The 25,287-nt window shown below is 36.4% G+C and carries 16 protein-coding genes; 10 read left to right on the forward strand and 6 right to left on the reverse strand.

Annotation, left to right across the window (positions count from 1 at the left end; genetic code table 11):
• Positions 1–85: 85 nt before the first annotated feature.
• On the reverse strand, positions 86–5,572 hold the full coding sequence (locus VB248_RS10490; protein WP_323296720.1) for a T9SS type A sorting domain-containing protein: 5,487 nt from the start codon (positions 5,570–5,572) through the stop codon (positions 86–88).
• A 236-nt stretch (positions 5,573–5,808) separates the two neighbouring features.
• The gene (locus tag VB248_RS10495) at positions 5,809–12,765 is read right to left on the reverse strand and encodes an Ig-like domain-containing protein (protein ID WP_323296721.1); all 6,957 of its coding nucleotides are present in this window, start codon (positions 12,763–12,765) and stop codon (positions 5,809–5,811) included.
• 570 nt (positions 12,766–13,335) lie between these two features.
• Here VB248_RS10495 and VB248_RS10500 point away from each other — a divergent pair.
• Positions 13,336–14,097: a DeoR/GlpR family DNA-binding transcription regulator gene (locus VB248_RS10500; protein WP_323296722.1), complete on the forward strand. Its 762-nt coding sequence runs from the start codon at positions 13,336–13,338 to the stop codon at positions 14,095–14,097.
• A gap of 115 nt (positions 14,098–14,212) precedes the next feature.
• Positions 14,213–15,238, forward strand: a complete 1,026-nt coding sequence (gene aroB, locus VB248_RS10505; protein ID WP_323296723.1) for a 3-dehydroquinate synthase — start codon at positions 14,213–14,215, stop codon at positions 15,236–15,238.
• Between the two features lie 124 nt (positions 15,239–15,362).
• Here aroB and gatC read toward each other — a convergent pair whose 3' ends face one another.
• The 4 genes from gatC to VB248_RS10525 all read right to left on the reverse strand — a co-directional run bounded on the left by gatC (position 15,363) and on the right by VB248_RS10525 (position 17,922).
• Positions 15,363–15,650, reverse strand: coding sequence for an Asp-tRNA(Asn)/Glu-tRNA(Gln) amidotransferase subunit GatC (gatC, locus tag VB248_RS10510; RefSeq protein ID WP_323296724.1), 288 nt, complete (start codon positions 15,648–15,650; stop codon positions 15,363–15,365).
• An 18-nt stretch (positions 15,651–15,668) separates the two neighbouring features.
• Entirely contained in the window at positions 15,669–15,851 is a 183-nt protein-coding gene (locus VB248_RS10515; RefSeq protein WP_323296725.1) for a hypothetical protein, read from the reverse strand.
• A gap of 195 nt (positions 15,852–16,046) precedes the next feature.
• Complete coding sequence (gltX, locus tag VB248_RS10520; RefSeq protein WP_323296726.1) at positions 16,047–17,543, reverse strand: glutamate--tRNA ligase; 1,497 nt, start codon at positions 17,541–17,543, stop codon at positions 16,047–16,049.
• Between the two features lie 10 nt (positions 17,544–17,553).
• Positions 17,554–17,922, reverse strand: coding sequence for a Rid family detoxifying hydrolase (locus VB248_RS10525; RefSeq protein ID WP_323296727.1), 369 nt, complete (start codon positions 17,920–17,922; stop codon positions 17,554–17,556).
• Positions 17,923–18,115: 193 nt separating this feature from the next.
• On the opposite strand from VB248_RS10525, the gene VB248_RS10530 reads away from it, so the two are divergent.
• The 8 genes from VB248_RS10530 to VB248_RS10565 all read left to right on the forward strand — a co-directional run bounded on the left by VB248_RS10530 (position 18,116) and on the right by VB248_RS10565 (position 25,284).
• Positions 18,116–19,180 carry an aminopeptidase gene (locus tag VB248_RS10530; protein WP_323296728.1) on the forward strand — a complete coding sequence of 355 codons (1,065 nt, stop codon included), beginning with the start codon at positions 18,116–18,118 and terminating at the stop codon, positions 19,178–19,180.
• 7 nt (positions 19,181–19,187) lie between these two features.
• Complete coding sequence (locus VB248_RS10535) at positions 19,188–19,982, forward strand: DUF3108 domain-containing protein (RefSeq protein ID WP_323296729.1); 795 nt, start codon at positions 19,188–19,190, stop codon at positions 19,980–19,982.
• 308 nt (positions 19,983–20,290) lie between these two features.
• Positions 20,291–21,316: an aminotransferase class I/II-fold pyridoxal phosphate-dependent enzyme gene (locus VB248_RS10540; RefSeq protein ID WP_323296730.1), complete on the forward strand. Its 1,026-nt coding sequence runs from the start codon at positions 20,291–20,293 to the stop codon at positions 21,314–21,316.
• A 21-nt stretch (positions 21,317–21,337) separates the two neighbouring features.
• Entirely contained in the window at positions 21,338–22,456 is a 1,119-nt protein-coding gene (locus VB248_RS10545; protein ID WP_323296731.1) for a PDDEXK nuclease domain-containing protein, read from the forward strand.
• A gap of 433 nt (positions 22,457–22,889) precedes the next feature.
• Positions 22,890–23,372: a MarR family winged helix-turn-helix transcriptional regulator gene (locus VB248_RS10550; RefSeq protein WP_323296732.1), complete on the forward strand. Its 483-nt coding sequence runs from the start codon at positions 22,890–22,892 to the stop codon at positions 23,370–23,372.
• Between the two features lie 151 nt (positions 23,373–23,523).
• Positions 23,524–24,306, forward strand: coding sequence for a PhzF family phenazine biosynthesis protein (locus VB248_RS10555; protein ID WP_323296733.1), 783 nt, complete (start codon positions 23,524–23,526; stop codon positions 24,304–24,306).
• Between the two features lie 15 nt (positions 24,307–24,321).
• The gene (locus tag VB248_RS10560) at positions 24,322–24,816 is read left to right on the forward strand and encodes a GNAT family N-acetyltransferase (RefSeq protein ID WP_323296734.1); all 495 of its coding nucleotides are present in this window, start codon (positions 24,322–24,324) and stop codon (positions 24,814–24,816) included.
• A 6-nt stretch (positions 24,817–24,822) separates the two neighbouring features.
• Positions 24,823–25,284 (forward strand): GNAT family N-acetyltransferase, encoded by a 462-nt coding sequence (locus tag VB248_RS10565; RefSeq protein WP_323296735.1) that lies wholly within the window; start codon positions 24,823–24,825, stop codon positions 25,282–25,284.
• Positions 25,285–25,287: the final 3 nt, after the last annotated feature.

Raw genomic sequence — 25,287 nt, forward strand, 5'->3', positions numbered from 1 at the left:
TTAAGGGTGAAATACTATTAACTGATAAGAAAAAAAGATAGCATGACCAACGCCATGCTATCAGTAAAATTAAAATATTTTGCTTTTATTCCAACAAAACCTTTCCATTTGTTTTGGCATCTTGGTGTTGGATTGAATAAATATATAAGCCTTTACTCAGGTTTTTCACATCAATCTTTGTCTGTTTTTCAAAAGTCCTTTCAAGTACACTTTGACCAATGCTATTATATAAATGGAAAGTAGCTTCTCCTTCTAAATCTGTCTGAATTGTTAATTCATCTTTTGCTGGATTTGGGAAAACTTTAAAATTGAAAGATGGTTCGGGTTCATTGGGTATATCTGACACTACTCTTCCATTCGGAATTACATCTGGACTTACTGTAATGGCATTACTGGTAGCACTCTTACAAGTATTAACAGTACAAGTAGCCGTATAAGTTGTAGCCACCGTAGGACTTACCGTAATTGAATTCCCAGTAGCTCCATTACTCCAATTTACTGTACCTGTACAGCCTGTGGCGGTGAGTTCTTTATTGTCACAAATTTTCGATTTTATTATCCAAAAATCATAGCCTAATGACATCTCTGATTTATCCCCATCAGACGAAGTAGAATATCCTCCCAATAAAAGACCATTATCATTAGTAATAACCATAGCCTTTAAAATATCTTCAGCACTTCCTCCAAAAGCTTTATCCCATAATTTATTCCCACTCGAACTTATTTTAACCACCCAATAATCCGCTTGACCTATTAATTTTTCAGATTTATCACCACTTAAACCTGACTCAGAATATCCTCCAAGTAAAAAACCTCCATCATTAGTTTTAATTGTTGTTAGCAAATAGTCTACAGAGTTACCTCCGATTGTTTTATCCCAAAGTTTAACACCATTACTATTAATCTTAACCACCCAAAAATCATAATCCCCTTTTGACGCACCCAACTTATCTCCACTAATGGTTGAACCTGAATATCCTCCAAGTAAAAAACCTCCATCATCCGATTTAACTATATTTGAAAGATTATCATAACCTACCCCTCCAAAAGTCTTATCCCAAACTTTAATACCAGAACTGCTAATTTTAACCACCCAATAATCATCTAAGCCCCTTGAGTTATCAGATTTGTCACCCCCAATACCAGACATTGATTTCCCCCCTAATAAAAAACCCCCATCATTAGTTGTTACTACACTCTTTAAATAATCATAATCTCGTCCCCCTATCTTCTTTTCCCAAATATTAATACCGTTTTCATTGATTTTAATTGCATAATAATCCATGAAACCATAAGGCCCAGTTTTATCAATAGCTCTTGAAAAAGTTGAACCACCTAACAAAAAACCACCATTATCAATATTTACTATTGTTGAAATATAGTCATAGTCATCACCTCCAAATGTTTTATCCCACATTTTCACCCCATCTTTATTAATTTTAACTACCCAGAAGTCCATGTAACCTTTATTGCCTTCAGATTTATCTAAACCAATTCCAGAGAAAGAATTTCCCCCTAGCAAAAAACCACCATCTGGAGTTGCAACCATACAAGTAAGATAATCATAATCTTTCCCCCCGTAAGTTTTTTCCCAAATCTTTTCTCCTTTTGAATCAATTTTAATAATTAAATAATCAAGTCCTAACTTATCTCCCGTCGCTACTTCTTCTGGCAATGTATATCCACCAAGTAAATATTCACCATTTGCAATTGTTAGCACGGAAGTCAATATTCTGTGTTTATCTCCTTTAAAAGTTTTATCCCACTGTTTAATTAATATATTATTACAGATATTTGAGGATATAATAGGTGATTTAGGGATAGAAAGAATATTGATTTTCATTATTGTTGATGAATCACTTTTACAACCATTTACAGTACAAAGTACTTTATACGATTTGGTGGCAGTTGGCGAAACGGTTATTGAACTGCCTGTTGCTCCACCTGTCCAAGTTAATGTTCCACCTGTGCAAGCGGTAGAAGTTAAAGTAACACTACTGCCTGCACATATTGTACTGTTACTCGCTGTGATTTTGGGTTGAGTAGGTTTAGCAATTACTGTAATTGTCGTTGCTAAACTTGAATCACTTTTACAACCTGCTTGCGTACAGAGTACTTTATAGGATTTGGTAGCAGTTGGCGAAACAGTAATAGAACTGCCTGTTGCTCCGCCTGTCCAAGTTAATACTCCACCTGCACAAGCAGTTGAAGTTAAGGTTGTGCTACTTCCTCCACATATTGTACTGCTACTCGCTGTGATTTTTGGTTGTGTAGGTTTAGCAATAACAATAATTGTCGTGGCTAAACTTGAATCACTTTTACAAGTCCCTTGCGTGCAAAGTACTTTATAGGATTTATTAATAGTTGGTGAAACAGTAATTGAACTGCCTGTTAAGCCGCCTGTCCAAGTTAATGTTCCACCTGTGCAAGCACTTGAAGTCAATGTCGTACTGCTTCCCAAACAAATTGTACTATTACTTACCGTGATTTTGGGTTGGGTAGGTTTGGCAATCACTGTAATTGTCGTTGCTAAACTTGAATCACTTTTACAAGTTCCTTGCGTACAAAGTACTTTATAGGATTTGGTAACTGTTGGTGAAACTGTTATTGTACTACCCGTTGCTCCACCTGTCCAAGTTAATACTCCACCTGTACAAGCAGTTGAGGTTAAAGTAACACTACTTCCTGCACAAATCGTACTGTTACTCGCTGTGATTTTGGGTTGAGTTGGTTTGGGGGTAACAGTAATTGTTGTGGCTATACTGGAATCACTTTTACAAGTCCCTTGCATACAAAGCACTTTATAAGATTTGGTTACATTGGGAGTAACTGTAATTGAACTACCTGTTGCTCCGCCTGTCCAAGTTAATACTCCACCTGCACAAGCAGTTGAAGTTAAGGTTGTGCTATTTCCTGAACATATTGTACTGTTACTGGCTGTGATTTTGGGTTGTGTGGGTTTGGCAATCACTGTAATTGTCGTTGCTAAACTTGAATCACTTTTACACGTTCCTTGCGTACAAAGTACTTTATAGGATTTGGTAGCAGTTGGCGAAACAGTTATTGAATTGCCTGTTAAACCACCCGTCCAAGTCAATACTCCACCTGTGCAAGCAGTTGAAGTTAAGGTTACGCTACTTCCTGCACATATTGTACTGTTACTCGCTGTGATTTTGGGTTGTGTTGGTTTGGCAATTACTGTAATTGTCGTGGCTACACTGGAATCGCTTTTGCAAGTCCCTTGCGTACAAAGTACTTTATAAGATTTGCTAACATTCGGAGAAACAGTTATTGAACTGCCTGTTAAACCACCCGTCCATGTTAATATTCCACTTGTGCAAGCGGTTGAAGTTAAAGTAACACTACTGCCTGCACATATTGTACTATTGCTCGCTGCGATTTTGGGTTGAGTTGGTTTAGCAATCACTGTAATGGTCGTAGCTAAACTTGAATCACTTTTACAAGTTCCTTGTGTACAAAGTACTTTATAGGATTTAGTAACACTTGGCGAAACTGTAATTGAACTGCCTGTTAAGCCGCCAGTCCAAGTTGAGATTCCTCCTGCACAAGCAGTTGAAGTTAAGGTTGTGCTACTTCCTCCACATATTGTACTATTACTCGCTGTGATTTTAGGTTGAGTGGGTTTAGCAATCACTGTAATTGTCGTGGCTAAACTTGAATCGCTTTTACACGTTCCTTGCGTACAAAGTACTTTATAGGATTTAGTAGCAGTTGGCGAAACGGTTATTGAACTGCCTGTTACTCCGCCTGTCCATGTTAATGTTCCACCTGTGCAAGTAGTTGAAGTTAAAGTAACACTACTGCCTAAACATATTGTACTATTACTCGCTGTGATTTTGGGTTGGGTTGGTTTGGCAATTTCACTTACTGTAATGGATGAAAAAACAACACACCCATTTTTATCTGTCACTTCAACATTAAAAGTACCAGCTTGTGTTACTTTTAATGTTGCTCCAGTACTAACATCAGTATTCCCTTGTTTCCATTTATATGTAAAAGGTGATGTAATGCCACTTCCTTCTGCAACTATATTTATTGAACTCCCAGAACAAAAGCTTGTTCCATTCGGCGTATTTATTTTAGCTGTGTGAGGACATGCATCAGGGTTTACCGTCAAGCTATATAGTGCAGGGTTAGTTTGATTTGAAAATATTCTAATAAAATATTGACCTGCATCTAAAACTACTTTTTGAATAGACGACAAATTATTAGGATTTGTACCACCAACAATCTTTTTCAGGTTTTGGTCATATAAGTCCAAATAGGCTGTCATACCACTCTGTATATCTACAAAGCTAAAATTAACTGTACTTTTTTTGAGAAGTGTAAATTTATAAAAGTCCTTATCCCCACTTGGATTAATTGCCCCTTTAATTGTTGTACTTAGTTTTATTTCTTTTGCTTCGTCAAAAGTATTATTACACTCATATACATCTGAAACATCTGCTTGTACTTTCATTGTGTATTGGGAGGTACTCGCTACACCTGCTGAAGTATAAAGCCTAATATAGTAAACTCCAGCACTACATTGTAATTGATTATAAAAAACACTTTTCCCTTTACTGCTATAAGTCTTTCCTAATTTTACCAGATTGGCATCATACATTTCAATATACATTAATTGATTTGCATCAACACCTTCAACAGAAACATTCACTACACTTGGTTTTGAAATATTTATCTTATAAAAATCTTCATCCTCGGTACTATTAATTGAAGCTTTTATAGCAGTATTCAATGCAATTTGTTTAGCATCACTCAAAGAATTATTACATTCATAAACATCTGAAACATCGATTTGTACCTTCAATGTATATTGAGCATTGTTGGCAACATTATTTATCGAATAGATTTTAATATAGTATGTTCCTCCACATACTAATTTGCTAAAATATACATTCTTACCATTTTCAGAAGCTGTCTCTTTACCTATATATACCTGATTGGAATCATATATGTATAGATTCATTCTTTGATCCACAGGAATATTTTCTAAAGAAATATTGATTACTGATGGTTCTCTAACATTTATTTTAAAAAAATCTTCATCGCCAGCATTATTAATCGAAGCCTTAATTTCCTTATTTAAGGGAATTTCCTTGGCATCATTAAATGAATTGTTACATTCGTAAATATCAGAAACATCACTTTTAACCTTCAACGTATAATTTGATGAACCTGTAACACTGTTTACTTTAATGTAATATATTCCTGTGCTACAAACTAATTGGCTAAGTACTGCCTTTTCATCAGAACTTTTAAAGAATTTAGATTCTATGGACTTTTGATTGATGTCATAAAGTTGAACTTGTATTGATTGTCCCAAGCTTATACCACTTAGGGAAATGTTCAGAATCATTGGTTTTGAAACTGTAATTTTAAAAAAATCTTCGTTTCTACTTACACTCGTACCTTTTAATTCAGAATCAAAACTAATAATATTTGCTGTAATAAAACCGTCATTAGGTTCGGTTTCTTGGGTTTGTGCAAAAGTTGCAATAGCACAAAAGCTAAGACACAAAGCACATAGAAAAGTAAATAGATTTCTCATACATATATTTGTTTAGAAAATTAGAAATACTGCTAAATAATTTTACTATTGGATTCTTTTGAATCTGAATATTATATTCTAACATTCAGATTGTTAGCAGTAAAAATATTGACAATAAATCCTTTCTCTAAAAAAACTTATTATACGGTAAGTGTTTTTAAAATGTCTTTTATTAACTGGCAAAAAAAATAGCATAACTCAAGAGCCATGCTATTTTTAAAAGAAAGAAAACAATTTTATTCCAATAAAACCTTTCCTGTACTTCTAATTTCTTGATGCTGTATAAAGTAATAATGAGAGCCTTTACTAAGGTTTTTCAAATCAATTTTTGTCTGTTTTTCAAAAGTCTTTTCAAGTACACTTTGACCAATGCTATTATATAAATGGAAAGTAGCCTCCCCTTCTAAATCTGTCTGAATCATTAATTCATCTTTAGCAGGATTTGGGAAAACTTTGAAATTGAAAGATGGTTCTGATTCGATGGCTATATCTGACCCTACTCTTCCATTTGGAACTACATCTGGACTTACTGTAATAGCATTACTGACAGCACTCTTACAAGTATTAACAGTACAAGTAGCCGTATAAGTTGTTGCCACCGTTGGACTCACCGTGATACTATTTGTAGTTGCTCCATTACTCCAATTTACTGTTCCTGTGCAGCCTGTGGCGGTGAGTGAAGTTGTGGATTTAATTTGATTCTCTTTAATCTTTATTAACCAATAGTCAAAGCCACCTTTCGCATTTTCTGATTTATCATAACTTGCTTTTGAATTTGAATTTCCCCCTAATAAGAAACTACCATCTTTCATAAGCGTCATTGCACTAAATTGGTCATTATCATTCCCTCCGAAGGTTTTATCCCATAATTTATTTCCAGAAGCATCAATCCTTACAACCCAATAATCATAATTCCCCTTGGTATTTTCTGTTTTATCTCCATTAATAGATGACTGTGAATAACCTCCTAATAAAAAACCACCATCTGAAGTCTTAAATACAGCATTTAGTTGATCAAGACTATTTCCTCCAAAAGTTTTATCCCAAAGTTTATTTCCAGAAGCATCTATTTTTACTATCCAATAATCTGCATTACCCTTCGCATTCGCAGATTTATCTCCGCTTTGGTTAGAAGAAGAGGAACCTGTTAATAAAAATCCATCATCTGAGGTATTTATTAAAGAAGAAAGAGCATCTCCTCCGTCTCCTCCGATTGTTTTGTCCCAAACTTTGTTCCCTTTTGCATCTATTTTCACAATCCAGTAATCATGCCATCCCTTTATGTTCTCTGATTTATCTCCACTCTTATTAGACGTAGAGTAACCGCCTAATAAAAAGCCACCATCAGAAGTAGTAGTCATTCCATAAAAATAATCATTGGAAGCACCACCAAAAGTTTTATCCCAAAGTTTATTACCATTAGCATCTATTTTTACAAGCCAATAATCATGATTGCCTTTGTTTGTTTCTGTTTTATCCCCCCCTACATAAGATAAAGAATGTCCTCCAAGCAAAAAACCTCCATCTGATGTTGAGGTAATGGAGGTAAGTACATCAGCGAAAAGTCCTCCATAGGTTTTATCCCAAATTTTCTGCCCATTTTTATCAATCTTAACAACCCAATAATCCTTGTCACCTTTTGAGTTTTCGGATTTATCTCCACTTTTATTAGAAAGAGAATAACCTCCTAATAAAAATCCGCCATCAGCATTTGTTACGATGCTTGTTAAATAATCGTAGTTTGCTCCCCCTAAAGTTTTATCCCATAATTTTTTACCATCAGCATCAATTCTTATAATCCAATAATCATATACTCCTTTTGAACTTTCAGATTTGTCAAGACTAACATTTGACATTGAATATCCTCCTAATAAAGCTCCCCCATCGGTACATGCAATAATAGAAGTAATATTTTCCTCTCCTACTCCTCCAAATGTTTTGTTCCATTGTGCATTAGCAGTATTACTTATATAATTTATTTTAGAGCTTATTACAGGAGCTTGAGGTTTAGTGGTTACGGTAATAGTACTTGCCACACTCGAATCACTTTTACAGCTATTCACGGTACACAATACTTTATAAGATTTGGTAGCACTTGGTGATACCGTAATTGAATTGCCCGTTAAACCTCCCGTCCAAGTAGTTACTCCACCTATGCAAGCACTGGCTGTTAAGGTTGTGCTACTTCCGATACATATCGAACTGTTAGTGACAGTAATTTTGGGTTGAGTAGGTTTAGGAAGAACAGTTATCGTAATTGAATTACTTGAATCACTATTAATCCCATTTACGTTGCAGACAGATTTATAAACTTTGGTAGCGGTCGGATAAATTGTAATGCTGCTTCCCTTCGTGCCTCCTGTCCAAGTAATTGTGCCATTCAATGAGTTGGATGAACTTAATACAACTGGACTGCCTTCGCAAACAGAAGTACTACTCGCAGCAATTGATGGTGTGGCTGGCTTGGGCGGATTTACTGTAATTGAGTTACTCGCTACACTTACGCAACCATTTACGCTACAAGTAGCTGTAAAATTAGTCGCCACACTCGGGCTAACGGTAATAGTGCTTCCCGTTGCATTATTACTCCAAGTAACTACTCCAGTACAACCAGTAGCCACAAGATTGGTGTAAGGCTTGTAAGAATTATCACAAACCTGAGTAAAGACTGTCCAATAATCACTCGAACCCTGTGAAGGTTGACGTTTACTACTACCAGCATCTGAAAAAGAATAACCATTCAGTATAACCTTTGCATCATCGCTCAAAAACATGTCTTTGAGTACATCCGCACTATTCCCACCAACCACTTTATCCCAAGCTCTGCTTCCATTAGCACTTAGTTTAACCAACCAATAATCTCCATTGACAGAAGCTTCAAATTTATTACCACTTATCGGAGAATAACTTGTGCCACCCAACAAACAACCTCCATCTGCTGTGGGAAGTACCTTTGCAAAATATTCCGTATCGCTTCCGCCAAATACTTTATCCCAAAGTTTTGTGCCATCTGCATTTATTTTTACTATCCAGTAATCGAAACCTCCCATCAAGGGTTCTGTTTTATCCCCTCCTATACTTGAATTAGAAATTCCTCCTAAAATAAAACCTCCATCAAATGTTGCTGCAATAGTAGAAAGTTCTTCTTGGCTTGAAGCTCCATACGATTTATCCCAAATTTTTGTACCATTGGCATCAATTTTCACTAACCAATAATCTGAACTACCTTTGGTTGACTCTGTTTTATCTCCACCAGCAAGCGAATTTGAATGTCCTGCCAACAAAAAACCTCCTTCTTTTGTTGAGACGATACTCACCAAATTATCTACTCCAGGACCACCATAGGCTTTATCCCAAATTTTTGTACCGTCAGGTTTAATTTTTACAATCCAATAATCAAGACTACCTTTTGTACCGACTGATTTATTTCCACCAATTTCAGAATCTGAATGCCCAGTAATTAAAAAATTATTATCCGAAGTAGCAATAATAGAGTTAGCATAATCTGAACCACTTCCACCAAAAGACTTATCCCAAACTTTCGTACCATTAGCATCTATTTTTACTAACCAATAGTCATAACCTCCTTTTGAGGCTTCGGATTTATCACCGCTTTTAGATGAATTTGAATAGCCACTGATTAAAAAACCACCATCAGAAGTAGCGATAATACTTAAAGGTACATCATCGCCAGTACCTCCAAAGGTTTTGTCCCAAACTTTTGTTCCTGTGGCATTTACTTTTACAACCCAATAATCTGAACCTCCTTTTGAGGCTTGAGATTTATCGCCAGTATTACTCGATGACGAATAACCAATCATTATTAATGCTCCATCTTTTGCAATACAAGTACTGCTCAAGTAGTCTGTATTATCGCCGCCAAAGGAAATATCGCCCAAAACGGAAACAGGATTATTACAATATGTATTGGATGTGATTTTCGGAGCAACAGGTATTGGATTTACCGTAATTTTTACTGCCGTACTTGAGTCACTTTTGCAGCCAGATTGTGTACAAAGTACTCTATAAGCTTTTGTAGTGTTCGGCGAAACAGTAATGGAAGTACCTGTTAAACCACCTGTCCAAGTCAATGTCCCGCCTGTGCAAGCGGTTGAAGTTAAGGTTACGCTACTCCCTGAACATATTGTATTGTTACTCGCTGTAATTTTGGGATGGGTAGGTTTAGCAATAACAGTAATCGTCGTGGCTACACTTGAATCACTTTTACAAGTTCCTTGCGTACAAAGTACTTTATAAGATTTGGTAGCAGTTGGTGAAACAGTAATAGAGCTACCTGTTGCTCCGCCTGTCCAAGTTAATGTTCCACCTGTGCAAGCAGTTGAAGTTAAGGTCACGCTACTTCCTGCACATATTGTACTATTACTCGCTGTGATTTTGGGTTGGCTAGGTTTGGCAATTACTGTAATTGTCGTGGCTACGCTTGAATCACTTTTACAAGTTCCTTGAGTACAAAGTACTTTATAAGATTTAGTAACACTTGGCGAAACGGTTATTGAACTGCCTGTTGCTCCGCCTGTCCATGTTAATGTTCCACCTGTGCAAGCAGTTGAAGTTAAGGTCACGCTACTTCCTGCACATATTGTACTATTACTCGCTGTGATTTTGGGTTGGCTAGGTTTGGCAATTACTGTAATTGTCGTGGCTACACTGGAATCGCTTTTACAAGTTCCTTGGGTACAAAGCACTCTATAAGATTGAGGAGTTGTTGGAGAAACAGTAATAGAACTTCCTGTTACTCCACCTGTCCAAGTTAATACTCCACCTGTACAAGCTGTTGAGGTTAAAGTTGTGCTACTTCCTGCACATATTGTACTATTACTCGCTGTGATTTTGGGTTGGCTAGGTTTAGCAATTACTGTAATAGTTGTTGCCACACTTGAATCACTTCTACAAGTGTTTACTGTACACAAGGCTTTATAAATAGTAGTTTTGGTTGGAAAAACGGTAATTGAACTACCCGTTAACCCACCCGTCCAAGTAGTCACTCCACCTGTGCAAGCACTGGCTGTTAAGGTTGTGCTACTTCCGATACATATCGAACTGTTAGTGACAGTAATTTTGGGTTGAGTAGGTTTAGGAAGAACAGTTATCGTAATTGAATTACTTGAATCACTATTAATCCCATTTACGTTGCAGACAGATTTATAAACTTTGGTAGCGGTCGGATAAATTGTAATGCTGCTTCCCTTCGTGCCTCCTGTCCAAGTAATTGTGCCATTCAATGAGTTGGATGAACTTAATACAACTGGACTGCCTGCACAAACAGAAGTACTACTTGCAGCAATTGATGGTGTGGCTGGCTTGGGCGGATTTACTGTAATTGAGTTACTCGCTACACTTACGCAACCATTTACGCTACAAGTAGCTGTAAAATTAGTCGCCACACTTGGGCTAACGGTAATAGTGCTTCCCGTTGCATTATTACTCCAAGTAACTACTCCAGTACAACCAGTAGCCACAAGATTCGTGTAAGGCTTGTAAGAATTATCACAAACCTGTGTATAGACTGTCCAATAGTCACTCGAACCCTTTGAAGGTTGACGTTTACTACTACCTGCATCTGAAAAAGAATAACCATTTAGAACGACTCTTCCATTTTCACTCAAAAACATATCTTTCAATACATCTGCACTATTTCCACCAACCACTTTATCCCAAGCTTTACTACCATCAGCTGTTAGTTTTACTAACCAAAAATCACCATTGACAGATGTTTCGGATTTATTTCCACTAATTTTTGAATAACTCGTTCCACCTAACAAACAACCTCCGTCGGCAGTGGGAAGCACTTTTGCAAAGTATTCCGTATCACTTCCTCCAAATACTTTATCCCAAAGTTTTGTGCCATCTGCATTCACTTTTACAATCCAATAATCAAAACCGCCTAATAATGTTCCTATTTTATCTCCCCCTGCTTTTGAATTAGAAATTCCTCCTAAAATATAACCTCCATCAAATGTTGGTGCAATAGTAGAAAGTTCTTCTTGGCTTGAAGCTCCATACGATTTATCCCAAATTTTTGTACCATTGGCATCTATTTTCAAAATCCAATAATCATAATTCCCTTTGCTTGATTCTGTCTTATCGCCACCTGCAAGTGAACTTGAATGTCCTGCCAACAAAAAACCACCTTCTTTTGTTGAGACGATACTCACCAAATTATCTACTCCAGGACCACCATAGGCTTTATCCCAAATTTTTGTACCATCTGGTTTAATTTTTACAATCCAATAATCAAGACTACCTTTTGTACCGACTGATTTATTTCCACCAATTTCAGAATCTGAATGACCGATAAGCAAAAAATTATTATCCGAAGTAGCTATCATTCCAGTAGAAAAATCTGAGCCACTTCCACCAAAAGACTTATCCCAAACTTTCGTACCATTCGCATCTATTTTTACTAACCAATAGTCATAGCCTCCTTTTGATGCTTCGGATTTATCACCGCTTTTAGGCGAATTTGAATAGCCACTGATTAAAAAACCACCATCAGAAGTAGCGATAATACTTAAAGGTACATCATCGCCAGTACCTCCAAAGGTTTTGTCCCAAACTTTTGTTCCTGTGGCATTTACTTTTACGACCCAATAATCTGAACCTCCTTTTGAGGCTTGAGATTTATCGCCAGTATTACTCGATGCCGAATAACCAATCATTATTAATGCTCCATCTTTTGCAATACAAGTACTGCTCAAGTAGTCTGTATTATCACCCCCAAAGGAAATATCGCCCAAAACGGAAACAGGATTATTACAATATGTATTGGATGTGATTTTCGGAGCAACAGGTATTGGATTTACCGTGATTTTTACTGCCGTACTTGAGTCACTCATGGTTGGTGACCCAGCAGGAGCTGAATTAAGTTTGCAGAGTACTCTATACGATTTTGTAGCCACCGGCGAAACTGTAATACTGTTTCCCTCTAAACCATCCGTCCATTTCAATACTCCATTGGTACAAGCTGTGGCAGTTAAAGTTACTTTCGAGCCTTTACAGATTGTTGTACTACTTGCTGTAATCTTGGGCGTTGGTACTGCCACTTTCGATAATAATACATGCGGTCTGTCATTCAACTTGAGCGAGCTAAAGTCAAAAGTGTTGGCAGAAGAATTTGCGATGCCCGAAAGCATCAAGCAAATAATACAGAAAAATAAGTAGAGATTTTTCATGATGAGTTTATTTAGAGAAAGCAATTTCGTTCTACATAAACATCTGTTTTTGTGAACTTTAAAACTAAGATACGGTCTAAATCAAACAAAAAAAAGATAAATTTATTGAACGGTCAGAAAGATTTCATTTTCACGAAATAAGTCTTTTCACTTAAAATGCTACAAGTATTTTTGCTCAATTCACAACTAATTTTCTACGTTTATTACACTTCGTTCATGTCTATTTCGTAAACTCGAAACCTCATAAAAAAATAAAGGACGAGCTTTCGCTCGTCCCATTACTTGGCATATATTTAGTTTGATTATGATGATGACAATTTTAAGATTTTGGCTTTTCTCGATAATGTATTTCAAGAAAGATTATTAACAAAAACGCTATTTCGTGCAAACTCTGATTATTTGTTATTAATAATGATGCTAAATAACGCAATTATTTAAAAACAACCTAACGATATTTAATTTTTTAATGCAAAAAAGCTATATTTATTAATAAAAACTTAGAAAACACCTAAAATATTGACATTATTTGCATTTAATCAATATTTTAAAAACGCAAAAAAACGCATTATTATGTCCGACAATAAAATTTTACTCAAAAAAGAACGGCAGTTACAAATTATCCATCAGATTAACATTCATAATAAAATTCTATCTTCCGACCTTAGTTTAATTCTAAACGTTTCGGAAGATACCATCCGCCGTGACCTTAATGAATTAGCCAAAGAACAAAAAATTGTGAAGGTTCACGGTGGGGCAATTTCCAAATCTTACAACATTGCCGCTACTCAGGCGGATACTTACTCGTATGACGAGAAAAAACTAATTGCTACCAAAATGATTAAACTCATTAAAGATGGCATGACGATTTTTACTACTGGCGGTACTACTATACGTGCTATTGCCAAACATATTCCCGAACACCTGCACGTTACTTTTATTACGGTAAGCCCATTGATTGCTTTGGAATTGTCCGAACACCCCAACCTTGAAGTAATTTTTTTAGGAGGAAAAGTCTCTAATATTTCTAAAATCAGCATTGGTGGTGCAGTAGTTAGTAAAATCGACGAAATCAAAGCGGATTTATGTGTGCTGGGTATTAATGGACTCAATCAAGATGGTATCAGTGATTCTGATTACGAAGTTGTTCAAGTAAAAAAGGCAATGATAAAATCCTCCAGACAAGTATTGGCGGCTACGATTTCTGAAAAATTAAATTCAGAACTGAGCCTCAGAATCTGTACTTTAGACCAAATTGACTATTTGATTACTGAGCTAAACCCTACGCATGAATTATTGAAACCTTATAAAAAACTCATCAAATACGTGATATAAATGGTAGAACTTGTACTTTTTAAAGCTTGATGGCAAATAATTGATTAATTTTACAAACCATTGAAAACCCGAATTGAGGTTTTCGGTGGATTTTAAAACGTTAATCAATCTCAAAATGTCTGTTATTATTTCCAATATTGCTGAAAGTCTGCCAGCATTTCTGGCTGAAAATCAATACACCAAAATTCACGTCATTGTCGATGAAAAAACACAACGCCATTGCTACCCAATCGTAAAACCTTTGTTGCCCAAACATCAAGTAACAAAAATAAAGTCGGGTGAAGCCAACAAAAATTTGAGTACTTGTGAGGCAATCTGGGCGGGCTTAACGAACCAATCTTTAGACAGACACAGTTTGGTAATTAATATTGGCGGTGGCGTAATTGGCGATATGGGCGGATTTTGTGCTGCTACTTACAAGCGTGGCATTGATTTTATTCAGATTCCAACGACTTTACTTTCGCAAGTAGATGCCAGTGTTGGCGGAAAATTGGGCATTGATTTTAACGGATTTAAAAATCATATTGGCGTTTTCAAAATCCCAAATGCAGTACTTATCGACCCTGTGTTTTTGAAAACATTACCTTTCAATGAATTGCGTTCAGGTTTCGCCGAAATTGTGAAGCATTGCTTAATTAGAGATGCTGCAAAATGGGAAACAATTAGAAAAATAGATTTTGAAGAACAGAATTTTGCAGATTTGATTGCTCATTCTGTGGCTATTAAAGAAGAAGTTGTAGCCATCGACCCAACAGAAAAAGGTTTAAGAAAAATTTTGAACTTCGGTCACACATTGGGTCATGCGATTGAAACGTTTTATTTGGGCAAGCCAAAATTACACTTACTTCATGGTGAGGCTATTGCAGCAGGGATGATTTGCGAAGCTTATATTTCTTTCAAAAGAGGAATACTTGACCAAAAATCATTAGAAAGAATTGAAGAATTTATCTTTGCAGTCTATGGAAAAGCGACTATAAAAGAGACAGAAATTGAGGAAATTATCGCTTTAACAGCCCAAGATAAAAAGAATAAAGGCAAAGAAATTAGATTTTCTTTATTAGAAGGTATCGGAAATTGTATTTATGATGTATCGGTTTCAGCCAGCGAAATGAAAGAATCCTTACTTTATTATATTGGTTAAAATACAAAAGCCCAAGCTAAACACTTGGGCTTTTGTATTATTTGAGGAGTATTAAATTAAGCATTGACGGACAAATTTCAAACTCCTCACCGCAGCGGCGGACCGCTCACAATTCTAAACTCCCTCATTCCATCACTTTCGGAACTCTGAAATATTCTCCGTCTTGCTTTGGAGCGTTTTTCAAACCTTGTTCACGGCTGATGTTTGGAATCACTTTATCTTCACGCAAAGCGTTGATTTCTAAACTCATGTGCGTAAGAGGCTTCACATTAGAAGTATCAATTTCATCCAATTCAGACATCCAGTTGAGTACTGATTCTAAGGATTCTTTGATTTCTTTTTCAGCCGATTCTGGCATTTCTAAACGAGCCAAATGAGCAATTTTCTGTAATAAATCTTTATCTATATTCATCTTTAGATTGATTGGAGGCTAAGATTCTTCTCTACCTCTCAACTTTTTATCGTCCATGTGTTTATTCAAAAACTCGTTGATTTTTTCAATATCAATACTTCTATTGATTTCTCCGAAAGAGTTTATTGAAATATCAAATCCATCCAGTTCGCTATGAACTTTTGGAAGTTCTTTTTTAGGAGTTTCTTTTTTCTTTGCCATTGTATGAATTTTTAACCTCATCCCCCAACCCCTTCTCCTCCAGAGAAGGGGAGCAGTTGGTAAGAGTTTGACATTTACTCTTTATAATTTATCAATTTATATACAGAAAATAAAACCACAACCTATTGACTATCAACACTTAAAACTACTCCCCTTCTCTGGAGGAGAAGGGACTGGGGGATGAGGTTTCTCTATCTACAAAACCTCCAAAGCCTTTTCCAAACGAGTAATTACAGCTTCTTTTCCGATAATTTCCATCGACAGCATCAAATCTGGGCCTGCTCCTACGCCTGTGGTTGCTACACGCAAAGCTTGCATTACTTTTCCCATTTTGATGCCTAATTTTTGTAACTCATCGTTCAAAACGTGTTTGATTTCGTCGGCTACAAAATTATCTAAGGCTGGTAAAGCATCTTTGAATGCAGTGATTCCTTTTTTGGCATCGTCATTCCATTTTGAAGCGACTACCGCTTCGTCGTAAGTAGTGGGTGCTACAAAAAGTGCTTCGGCTTCTTTCGTAATTTCTTGTGGGAAAGTTACTCTTTCTTTGAATAAATGTACGATTTTTAGGGCTTTATCTAATTCAAAGTTCGGCAAATATTCTGTTGCCAAAGTTTCATCAGAACGTAATTTCAAATATTGCTGATTGAACCATTTCGCTTTATTAATATCGAACTTCGCTCCTGCTTTGTTGATTCTCTCTAAAGTAAAGGCTTCTACCAATTCGTCCATCGAGAATAATTCTTGCTCAGTACCGGGATTCCAGCCTAAAAAGGCCAAGAAATTCACCATCGCATCGTTCAAATATCCTTCTTCTCTGAAACCTTTCGCTACCGAACCGTCTGCATTTTTCCACTCTAAAGGGAAAACTGGGAAACCACCCAAATCTGCATCACGTTTTGAAAGTTTACCATTTCCTTCTGGTTTCAATAATAAAGGTAAATGGGCAAACTGTGGCATAGTATCCTCCCAACCGAATGCACGATACAATAATACGTGTAAAGGTGCTGAAGGCAACCATTCTTCGCCACGAATTACGTGTGTGATTTCCATCAAATGGTCGTCCACTACGTTGGCTAAGTGATAAGTTGGCATTCCGTCTGACTTCATCAATACTTTATCGTCCATCGTTGACGAATGTACATGAACCCAGTCACGGATAATATCTTTGAAACGTACATCTTCTTTAGCAGGTACTTTCAAACGAATGACGAAAGGTTCGCCTGCGGCAATTTTTGCTTGGGTTTCTTCTTCCGAAATCGTCAAAGAGTTTTTCAAACGACCACGAGTAGCGGCATTGTATTGAAAAGCTGAACCCTGACTTTCAAAAGCCTGACGCATAGCGTCCAATTCTTCGCTTGAATCGAATGCGTAATAAGCTTTTCCTGAATTGATGAGTTGCATTGCATAATCCATATACATCGCCTTGCGTTCGGACTGGCGGTAAGGTGCGTGTGGACCACCAACGCCTACGCCTTCATCAATTGTAATACCAATCCACGAAAGGGCTTCGATAATGTAATCTTCTGCACCTTCTACAAAACGAGTTTGGTCGGTATCTTCAATACGAAGCAACATTTTACCGCCCAACTTTTTGGCTAATAAATAATTATATAATGCTGTTCTGACACCGCCAATGTGCAAAGCTCCCGTTGGACTTGGTGCAAAACGTACTCTTACTTGATTTGACATTTTTTGAAAATTAAATTACTGCAATACAAGAAATCTCTACATTCACATCTTTTGGCAAACGTGCCACTTCTACCGTTTCACGTGCAGGAGGATTCTCTGAAAAATATTCGCCATAAACAGCGTTGATAGCTGCGAAATTGTTCATGTCTTTTACAAAAATTGACGCTTTTACTACGTTCTCAAAAGTCATGTTAGCGGCTTCTAAAATGGCTTTCAAATTCTCCATTACCTGACGAGTCTCCTCTTGAATACTTGCTCCAGATTCTGCCAAAGCAAAGGCAATTTGCCCTGAAATGTACAAAGTTCCGTTAGAAAGTACAGCCTGAGAATATGGCCCGATGGCTGCGGGTGCTTTTTCAGTGAAAATGATTTGTTTCATTGTTGATTGTATCTTTATCGGTTTCCCTAAATTTTGTGCAAGTTACGAAATGATTAGCTGTTTTGAGGTATTTATTGCAAGCCAATCAATTTTGTATAGAGCAAAAGCACAAATCTGTCAAAGTATTCTCATGTTTCTAAAATATTTTCAATAATTTGCGTTTCTTGTTTTTCTGATTCAAAACCCAAAAAAGATGTTTCGCTCTATTCCTCTAAAATATAAAATTGGCTTATTACTCTTCTTTGCTTTACTTTCTTTCCTTTTCTGGCAAAGATATTGGGTTGAATACCTTTACCAACAAGCCAAAGGCGGCTTGGATGTGGCTTTCAATACTCGTCCGCTTCAAGAAGTTTTGAAAGATAAAAACGTCCCTGATTCTTTAAAAAAACGTATTTTGTTTATCGGTGAAGTACGTCGCTTTGCGATTGATTCTTTGGGTTTACAGGATAATCCAGACGTTTATCAAACACTTTATGACCAAAACGGAAAACCATTGGTACACTTATTGACGGTAGCAAAACGCTATGAAATGGAAGCCGTCATGTTCGATTTCCCAATTGTCAGTTATTTTACGGGAAGTTTTACCTACAAAGGTTTTTTCGATTCTACGGCAGCTTATCAAGAACAAAAAATTTGGATAGATAAAGGCTACGATACCGACATGGGCGAAGGCATTGCCTACTCTACGCTGGGTTGGTTGCCAGAACCGATTTTATCGAATATGCTGTATTATTCAGACGGGAAATTGGCAAACCTGATTATTCATGAAATGACGCATGGAACAATTTATGTAAAAAACGACCATGAAACCAGCGAGAATTTGGCAAATTTTATTGGAGAATACGGAGCAAAAAGATTTTTGGCTTATAAATATGGCCCAAATTCGTCACAAATTAATCGCCTTAAAGAAGGCAAAATTTTTAGGGATAAGTATATAAAACATTTGAATAGAGGTACACTCAAATTAGACAGTTTGTATAAAAGCTTCGTGGGCAAAAAACTTTCGGAGACACGCAAGGATTCATTGAAGTATGCGTTAATTGAGGAAATCGAACTCAGTAAAGACAGCCTTTACAAAAATTTATCACACTTGCCTAAAACAAAAATCGACCGAAAAGATTTGCCCAATAACGCATCTTTTGTAGGTTTCAAAACTTACAATTCAAAGCAAAACGAGTTTGAAAGTATCTTCCAAAAACAATTCAAAGGGAATTTCGAACAATTTTTGAAATTCATGCAAAAAAAGTATAACCAGTAAACCTCTTATGAAAAAAATATTTTTGCTGACAATACTCGTGGTTTCAGCGATGAGTTTTAAATCAAGCGTACAAGAAAGAATCGTTGAACAAAACAGTTTTACCACTGGCGAACATATCGAATATCGTGTACATTACGGTTTTGTGAATGCCGCCGAAGCCATTGTGGATGTGGACGATAAACTACAAAATGCCAACGGTCGCCCTTGCTATAAAGTAGGCATCGTAGGCAGAACCGTAGGCGTAACCGATTGGATTAGCCGTGTGCGTGATACTTGGACTTCTTATATTGATGCTTCGCAAATTTTACCTCAGCAGTTTTATATGAAAAAACAAGAGGGAAATTATAGAAAAGAGCAAAGAATCATTTTCAATCACAACAACAATACAGCAAAACTGTATGAACTGGACGATGACCAAGAAAAGAAAAACTATACTTTGCCAAAGTATATCCAAGATGTAGTAAGTGGCTATTACTTTATCAGAACGATTGATTTTTCAAAAATGAACATTGGCGAATCTGTACCTGTAACTTTCTTTTTTGAAGGCGAAGTATATAATATGCGTTTGAAATACCGTGGCAAAGAAACGATAAGTACTAAATTTGGGAAAATCAATACTTTTAGAATTACGCCACAATTGCCCAAAAACAATTTCTTTGAAGACGAAGAATCTGTAAAAATGTGGGTAACAGACGATGAAAACAAAATTCCTGTTAGAGCAGAAGTGTCTTTAAAAATTGGAGCTTTAGCATTAGATTTAAGAAAATATTCGGGACTGAAACATGAATTGAAGTTTCATTAGTTTTTAGCTGTGAGCGATGAGCTTCGAGCAATGAGCTGTGAGCAGTGAGTTTTATTTCTTTACTTTTGAATAATAATTTCAAAAAAGCTCATTGACTTTAGCTGTGAATTTCAAGCTGTAAGCAGTGAGTTTTATTTCTTTACTTTTGAATAATAATTTAAAAAAAGCTCATTGACTTTAGCTGTGAATTTCAAGCAGTGAGTGATGAGCTTTATGTATTTTGGTCTAAATAATAATTAAAAAAAGCTCAAAGCTCACGACTCATAGCTCAAAGCTGATAGCTCATAGCTCACAGCTAAAAATCAACCATGAAATACCTTACTCATCAACTCCCAAGTAATACTTTAGTTAGCGACGAACAAACTTATCTTTGGTTTAGTGGCACTTCGTATTTGGGCATTCCACATCATCCTGTTTTTAAGGAAAACTTCATCAAAGCCATTGCCGACTACGGTACTTCTTGGGGAAGTTCAAGAAATAATACAGTTCAATTAAGTATTTACGAAAAAGCAGAAAAAGCTTTGGCAGAAATGGCACAAATGCCAGCCGCACTAAGCGTTTCGTCAGGAATGTGGGCGGGGCAATTGGTCGTAAATTTCTTAAAATACGAAGGTGCTACTTTCTTTTTTGCTCCAAAAACGCATCCTGCTTTGTGGAATGGAACGATTCCGTTTTCTTCCGAAAGTTATCAGGAATGGACTTTATCAATTGCTGAAAAAGTACAAAATACTTTAGCTGACAAAATTGTCATTTGTGCCGATTCTGTGGGTTCTCCTTATGTAGAATACTTTGATTTTGAATGGATTAATACGCTTCCTGCTCATAAAAACATTACCGTTATTATCGACGCTTCGCATAGTTTTGGGATTGAATTGCCCACAATTACGGCTTCAAATATTCACTTAATTATTACTTCTTCGCTCAACAAAGCAATGGGTATGACGGGTGGTGTAATTTTTGCAGAAAAAGATTTTATCGAAAAGCTCAGACACTTTCCGATGTTCTCAGGAGCATCGCCCATGATGCCAGCTTTGTTGGAAGCTTTTGTCAATTCAACCGATATTTTTCAAGAACAAAGAACAAAACTCTTGAATAATATTCAATACTTCAATCAACAGATTCCAAATTCAGCATTAGACTGTATCGACAATTATCCTGCTTATTGTACGCATCAAGTAGGTCTTCACGAACACCTCAAAAAGCACGGCATCATGACAGCCTGCTTCCCCTACCCCACCGCCACCGATTTACCCGTTACCCGTCTGGTAATTAGTGCCTTGCATACAAAAAAAGATTTAGATAAATTGGCTGAAGTTTTGAATATTTGGGCTTAATTTTAAAATCCTTCTACTATTATGAACTTCGACTTATTAACGAACACAATCCTCGAAACTCACACAACACTACAACAAAGTGCTGTAAAAGCGATAAATACACATCTGACTATTCGGAATTGGCTGATTGGCTTTTATATCGTAGAATATGAACAAAAAGGGGACGATAGAGCCAAGTATGGTCTAAAATTGCTAAGTTCCTTGGCATCAAGACTAAAACATAAAAGTCTATCAGAAGGGAATTTAAAAGTATTTCGTCAGTTTTACTTTACGTATCCTCAATTAGGAAAATTTATTGCTGAAAACTTAAATCACTCAAATATATTCCTTTCTTCAATTCGCCAATCGGTGATTGGCGAATTGAAAATTTCGGAAATCGTAACTCTTGATGAAAGTTCGACAGTATATCCATGGGTTTCCCCTGAAAATTTGATTTCAAAACTTTCTTATACACATTTAGTGCAATTATTTCCAATTGACAATCCCATCAAACGTGCATTTTATGAAATTGAAGCCATTAAAGGAACGTGGAGTGTCAGTGAGTTGAAACGACAAATTGCAACTTTATATTTTGAAAGAAGTGGTATGAGTTTGAACCCTGAAAAACTCAGACAACTTACGCTTGAAAAAGCTGAAAAAACAGACAATTACGACTTGATAAAGTCGCCATTTGTTTTTGAATTTCTTGGACTAAAAAGCCATGAAGCTATTCTTGAGAATGATATTGAAGCCGCTCTTGTGGAAAATTTACAAGAATTTATGCTTGAATTAGGACATGGATTTTGTTATGAGGCTCGGCAAAAACGTATTCTGATAGATGATGAGTATTATTTTATCGACTTAGTTTTTTATCACAGAATCCTCAAGTGTCATGTCTTAGTAGAACTGAAAGCAGATGTTTTTAAACCTGAATTTGCCTCTCAACTCAATACTTATGTGGCATATTACAACAACGAAATAAAGCGTCAAGATGACAATCCTACGATTGGTATTTTACTCTGTACACAAAAAGGGAAAAAATTAGTAGAATATGCTTTGGCTGGAATGGATAAAAACCTTTTTGTAACAAAATACTTAGTTGAGTTACCGACTGAACAACAATTTGTTGACTTTATTAATCAAGAAGCTAATAAATTATAAAGATTTAGTAATAAGCCTTTTGTGATTGTTCCGTGGTTGGTTTACTTCTAATTCAAACTTACTGTTAAGGGTAATAAATTGAAAAGAAATATCAAAAACTAAAAGATAGTTGAGTAGATTTGGGCGTAGAGATGTGGATTCTGGCGGTTGGATTTAGCTTTAAAACCTTGGTCTGTGGCACACATAACATGGAAGTAGTGCCTTGCATACAAAAAAAGATTTAGATAAATTGGCTGAAGTTTTGAATGTTTGGCAATAAAAAATCCAGCTGTAGCACGAGTTTCCAACTCGTGGAGCAAAATAGTTAATTTACGAGTTGGAAACTCGTACTACCTTAAAAATCTTCTCTTTTACAAAAAGGAGAAGATTTTTTTGTTTAATTCAAAAAAAGATTTAAAATTTGCGTAATCACTTACGTAATTGATTACATATAATGGATTTAATATCAGAATTAGGCCCTTTGGCTTTTGGTAGTAGGCTTAAACGACTTAGTGAAACCATCATGCGTGGAGGCGAAGATGTTTATCGCTTTTATGGGGTAGATTTTCAACCAAAATGGTTTCCTATTTTTTATTTTCTTTCTCAAAAAAGTGAAGCTGGCATTATGGAAATCGCTGAGGGTTTGAATGTTACGCATCCTGCTGTGATTCAGATGTCGAAAGAATTAGAAAAAAAAGGCTTGATTGTTTCTAAAAAATCGGATGAAGATGCCAGAAAACGCAATCTAAAATTATCCAAAAAAGGAAAAGATTTATTGCCGACACTCCAGAAAATCTGGGAGGAAATAAAGTTAATGAATGCTGAAATTATCGAAAATCAGGAGCATAATTTACTGATTGCTGTGAAAGAAATTGAAGACGCTTGGGCAGCAAAAAGTTACTTGGAACGCTTTAAGGAGTTTCACAAATTAGGATGAAGCTGTGAGCTATGAGCAACCAGCTTTGAGCTTTGATACTTCTAAAATCTTGTGTATTGATTCTTATTTCAAAAAGCTAATAGCTCACTGCTGATAGCTAAAAACCCTTTAAAAAAGCTGAAAGCTCATGGCTGAAGGCTGATAGCTAAATATGACCCTAACAATCTATCAATTAGACGCATTTACAAGTACTGTATTTGCTGGAAATCCTGCCGCAGTTGTACCACTTTCGGAATGGATTTCGGATGAATTAATGCAAAAAATTGCTGCTGAGAATAATCTCGCCGAAACGGCATTTTATGTCGCCGAAGGTGAACAGTTTCATATACGATGGTTTACGCCCACGGTGGAAGTAAATCTTTGCGGACACGCTACGCTGGCAACGGCTTATACCATTTTTGAATACGCCAATTACCCCAAATCGCTCATTGAATTTACTTCAAAAAGTGGTATTCTGAGGGTAGAAAAGCAAGGTGATTTATTGGAATTAGATTTCCCCGTGGATGTTCCAATGCCAGCTGAAACACCTCAAGAGTACTTTGAAGGCTTTGGCATAAAACCCATCGAAACGCTGAAAGGAATTTCTGATTACTTCTTGGTTTTTGAAAACGAAAGTCAAATCAAGGCAATCAAGCCAGATTTTAAAACGATTGCCAAAGTACCCTGCCGTGGCGTAATCGTTACAGCCAAAGGTGATGAAGTAGATTTTGTATCAAGATTTTTCGGGCCACAGTCGGGCATTGATGAAGACCCTGTGACGGGTTCGGCTCATACCACTTTAACGCCATTTTGGGCAGCGAAACTGGGCAAAAGTACTTTGTCGGCAAAGCAAATTTCAGCCAGAGGTGGCGAGCTAACTTGTACTTTGGTAGGCGACAGAGTAAAAATTGCGGGCAAAGTTGCTCCGTATTTAAAAGGTGAAATTTTTGTTTAATTAAGATGTTAGAAAATGATTCATATACAATCCTTTGAAAATCAATATACCGACCAAGTGGTTGATTTGATTTTGACGATACAACAAAAAGAATTTCAAGTACCGATTACCATTAATGAACAACAAGATTTGTTAGATATTCCCAATTTTTATCAGCAAAATCATGGTGACTTTTGGCTTGCTTTGCACGAAAACCAAGTAGTAGGAAGTATCGCTTTGATTGATTGTGGCGAAAATGTGGGAGCTATTCGGAAGATGTTTGTCAAAAAAGAATTTCGTGGTAAAGAATTTGGCATTGCCCAAAAACTCTTGGATATTCTGACCAACGAAGCCCAAAAAGCAGGCATGACCAATTTGTACTTAGGTACTTTAGAACGCCTTCAAGCAGCTATTCGCTTTTATATCCGAAATGGTTTTGAGGCAATCGAAAAGCAGAATATTCCTTCGGTTTTTCCTTTTATGGCGGTTGACACGCACTTTTTTGAAAAAAACATTCATCCAATTTCATAAAATATCATGGAAAACAATTTGCAAATCATTGAATATCAACCCTTATACAAAGATGACTTTAAAAGAATTAATGTAGAATGGATTGAAACTTATTTCAAAATCGAACCACACGATTTAGAACAATTGGAAGCTCCCGAAGAAATTATCGCCAATGGCGGACAAATCTTTTTGGCAAAATTAGGTGATGAAATTGTAGGTACTTCTGCCTTAATTCACGATGGTAATGGTGTGTACGAGTTGGCTAAAATGGGTGTTACGCCTAAAGCTCAAGGCTTGGGTTTGGGTAAAAAATTGTGTGTAAAAACCATCGAAGAAGCCAAAGCTCGCAAGGCAAAATCGTTATACTTGTTGTCCAATACGGCTTTGAAACCTGCTATTTCCATTTATAAAAGCATTGGTTTTGTAGAAGTACCGATTGAAGAGACTTTGTACGAAAGAACAGATATAAAAATGGCTTATCCGATATAAATA

Origin of the sequence: Arcicella rigui, from assembly GCF_034929435.1 — a bacterium.
Taxonomy (GTDB): Bacteria; Bacteroidota; Bacteroidia; order Cytophagales; family Spirosomataceae; genus Arcicella; species Arcicella rigui.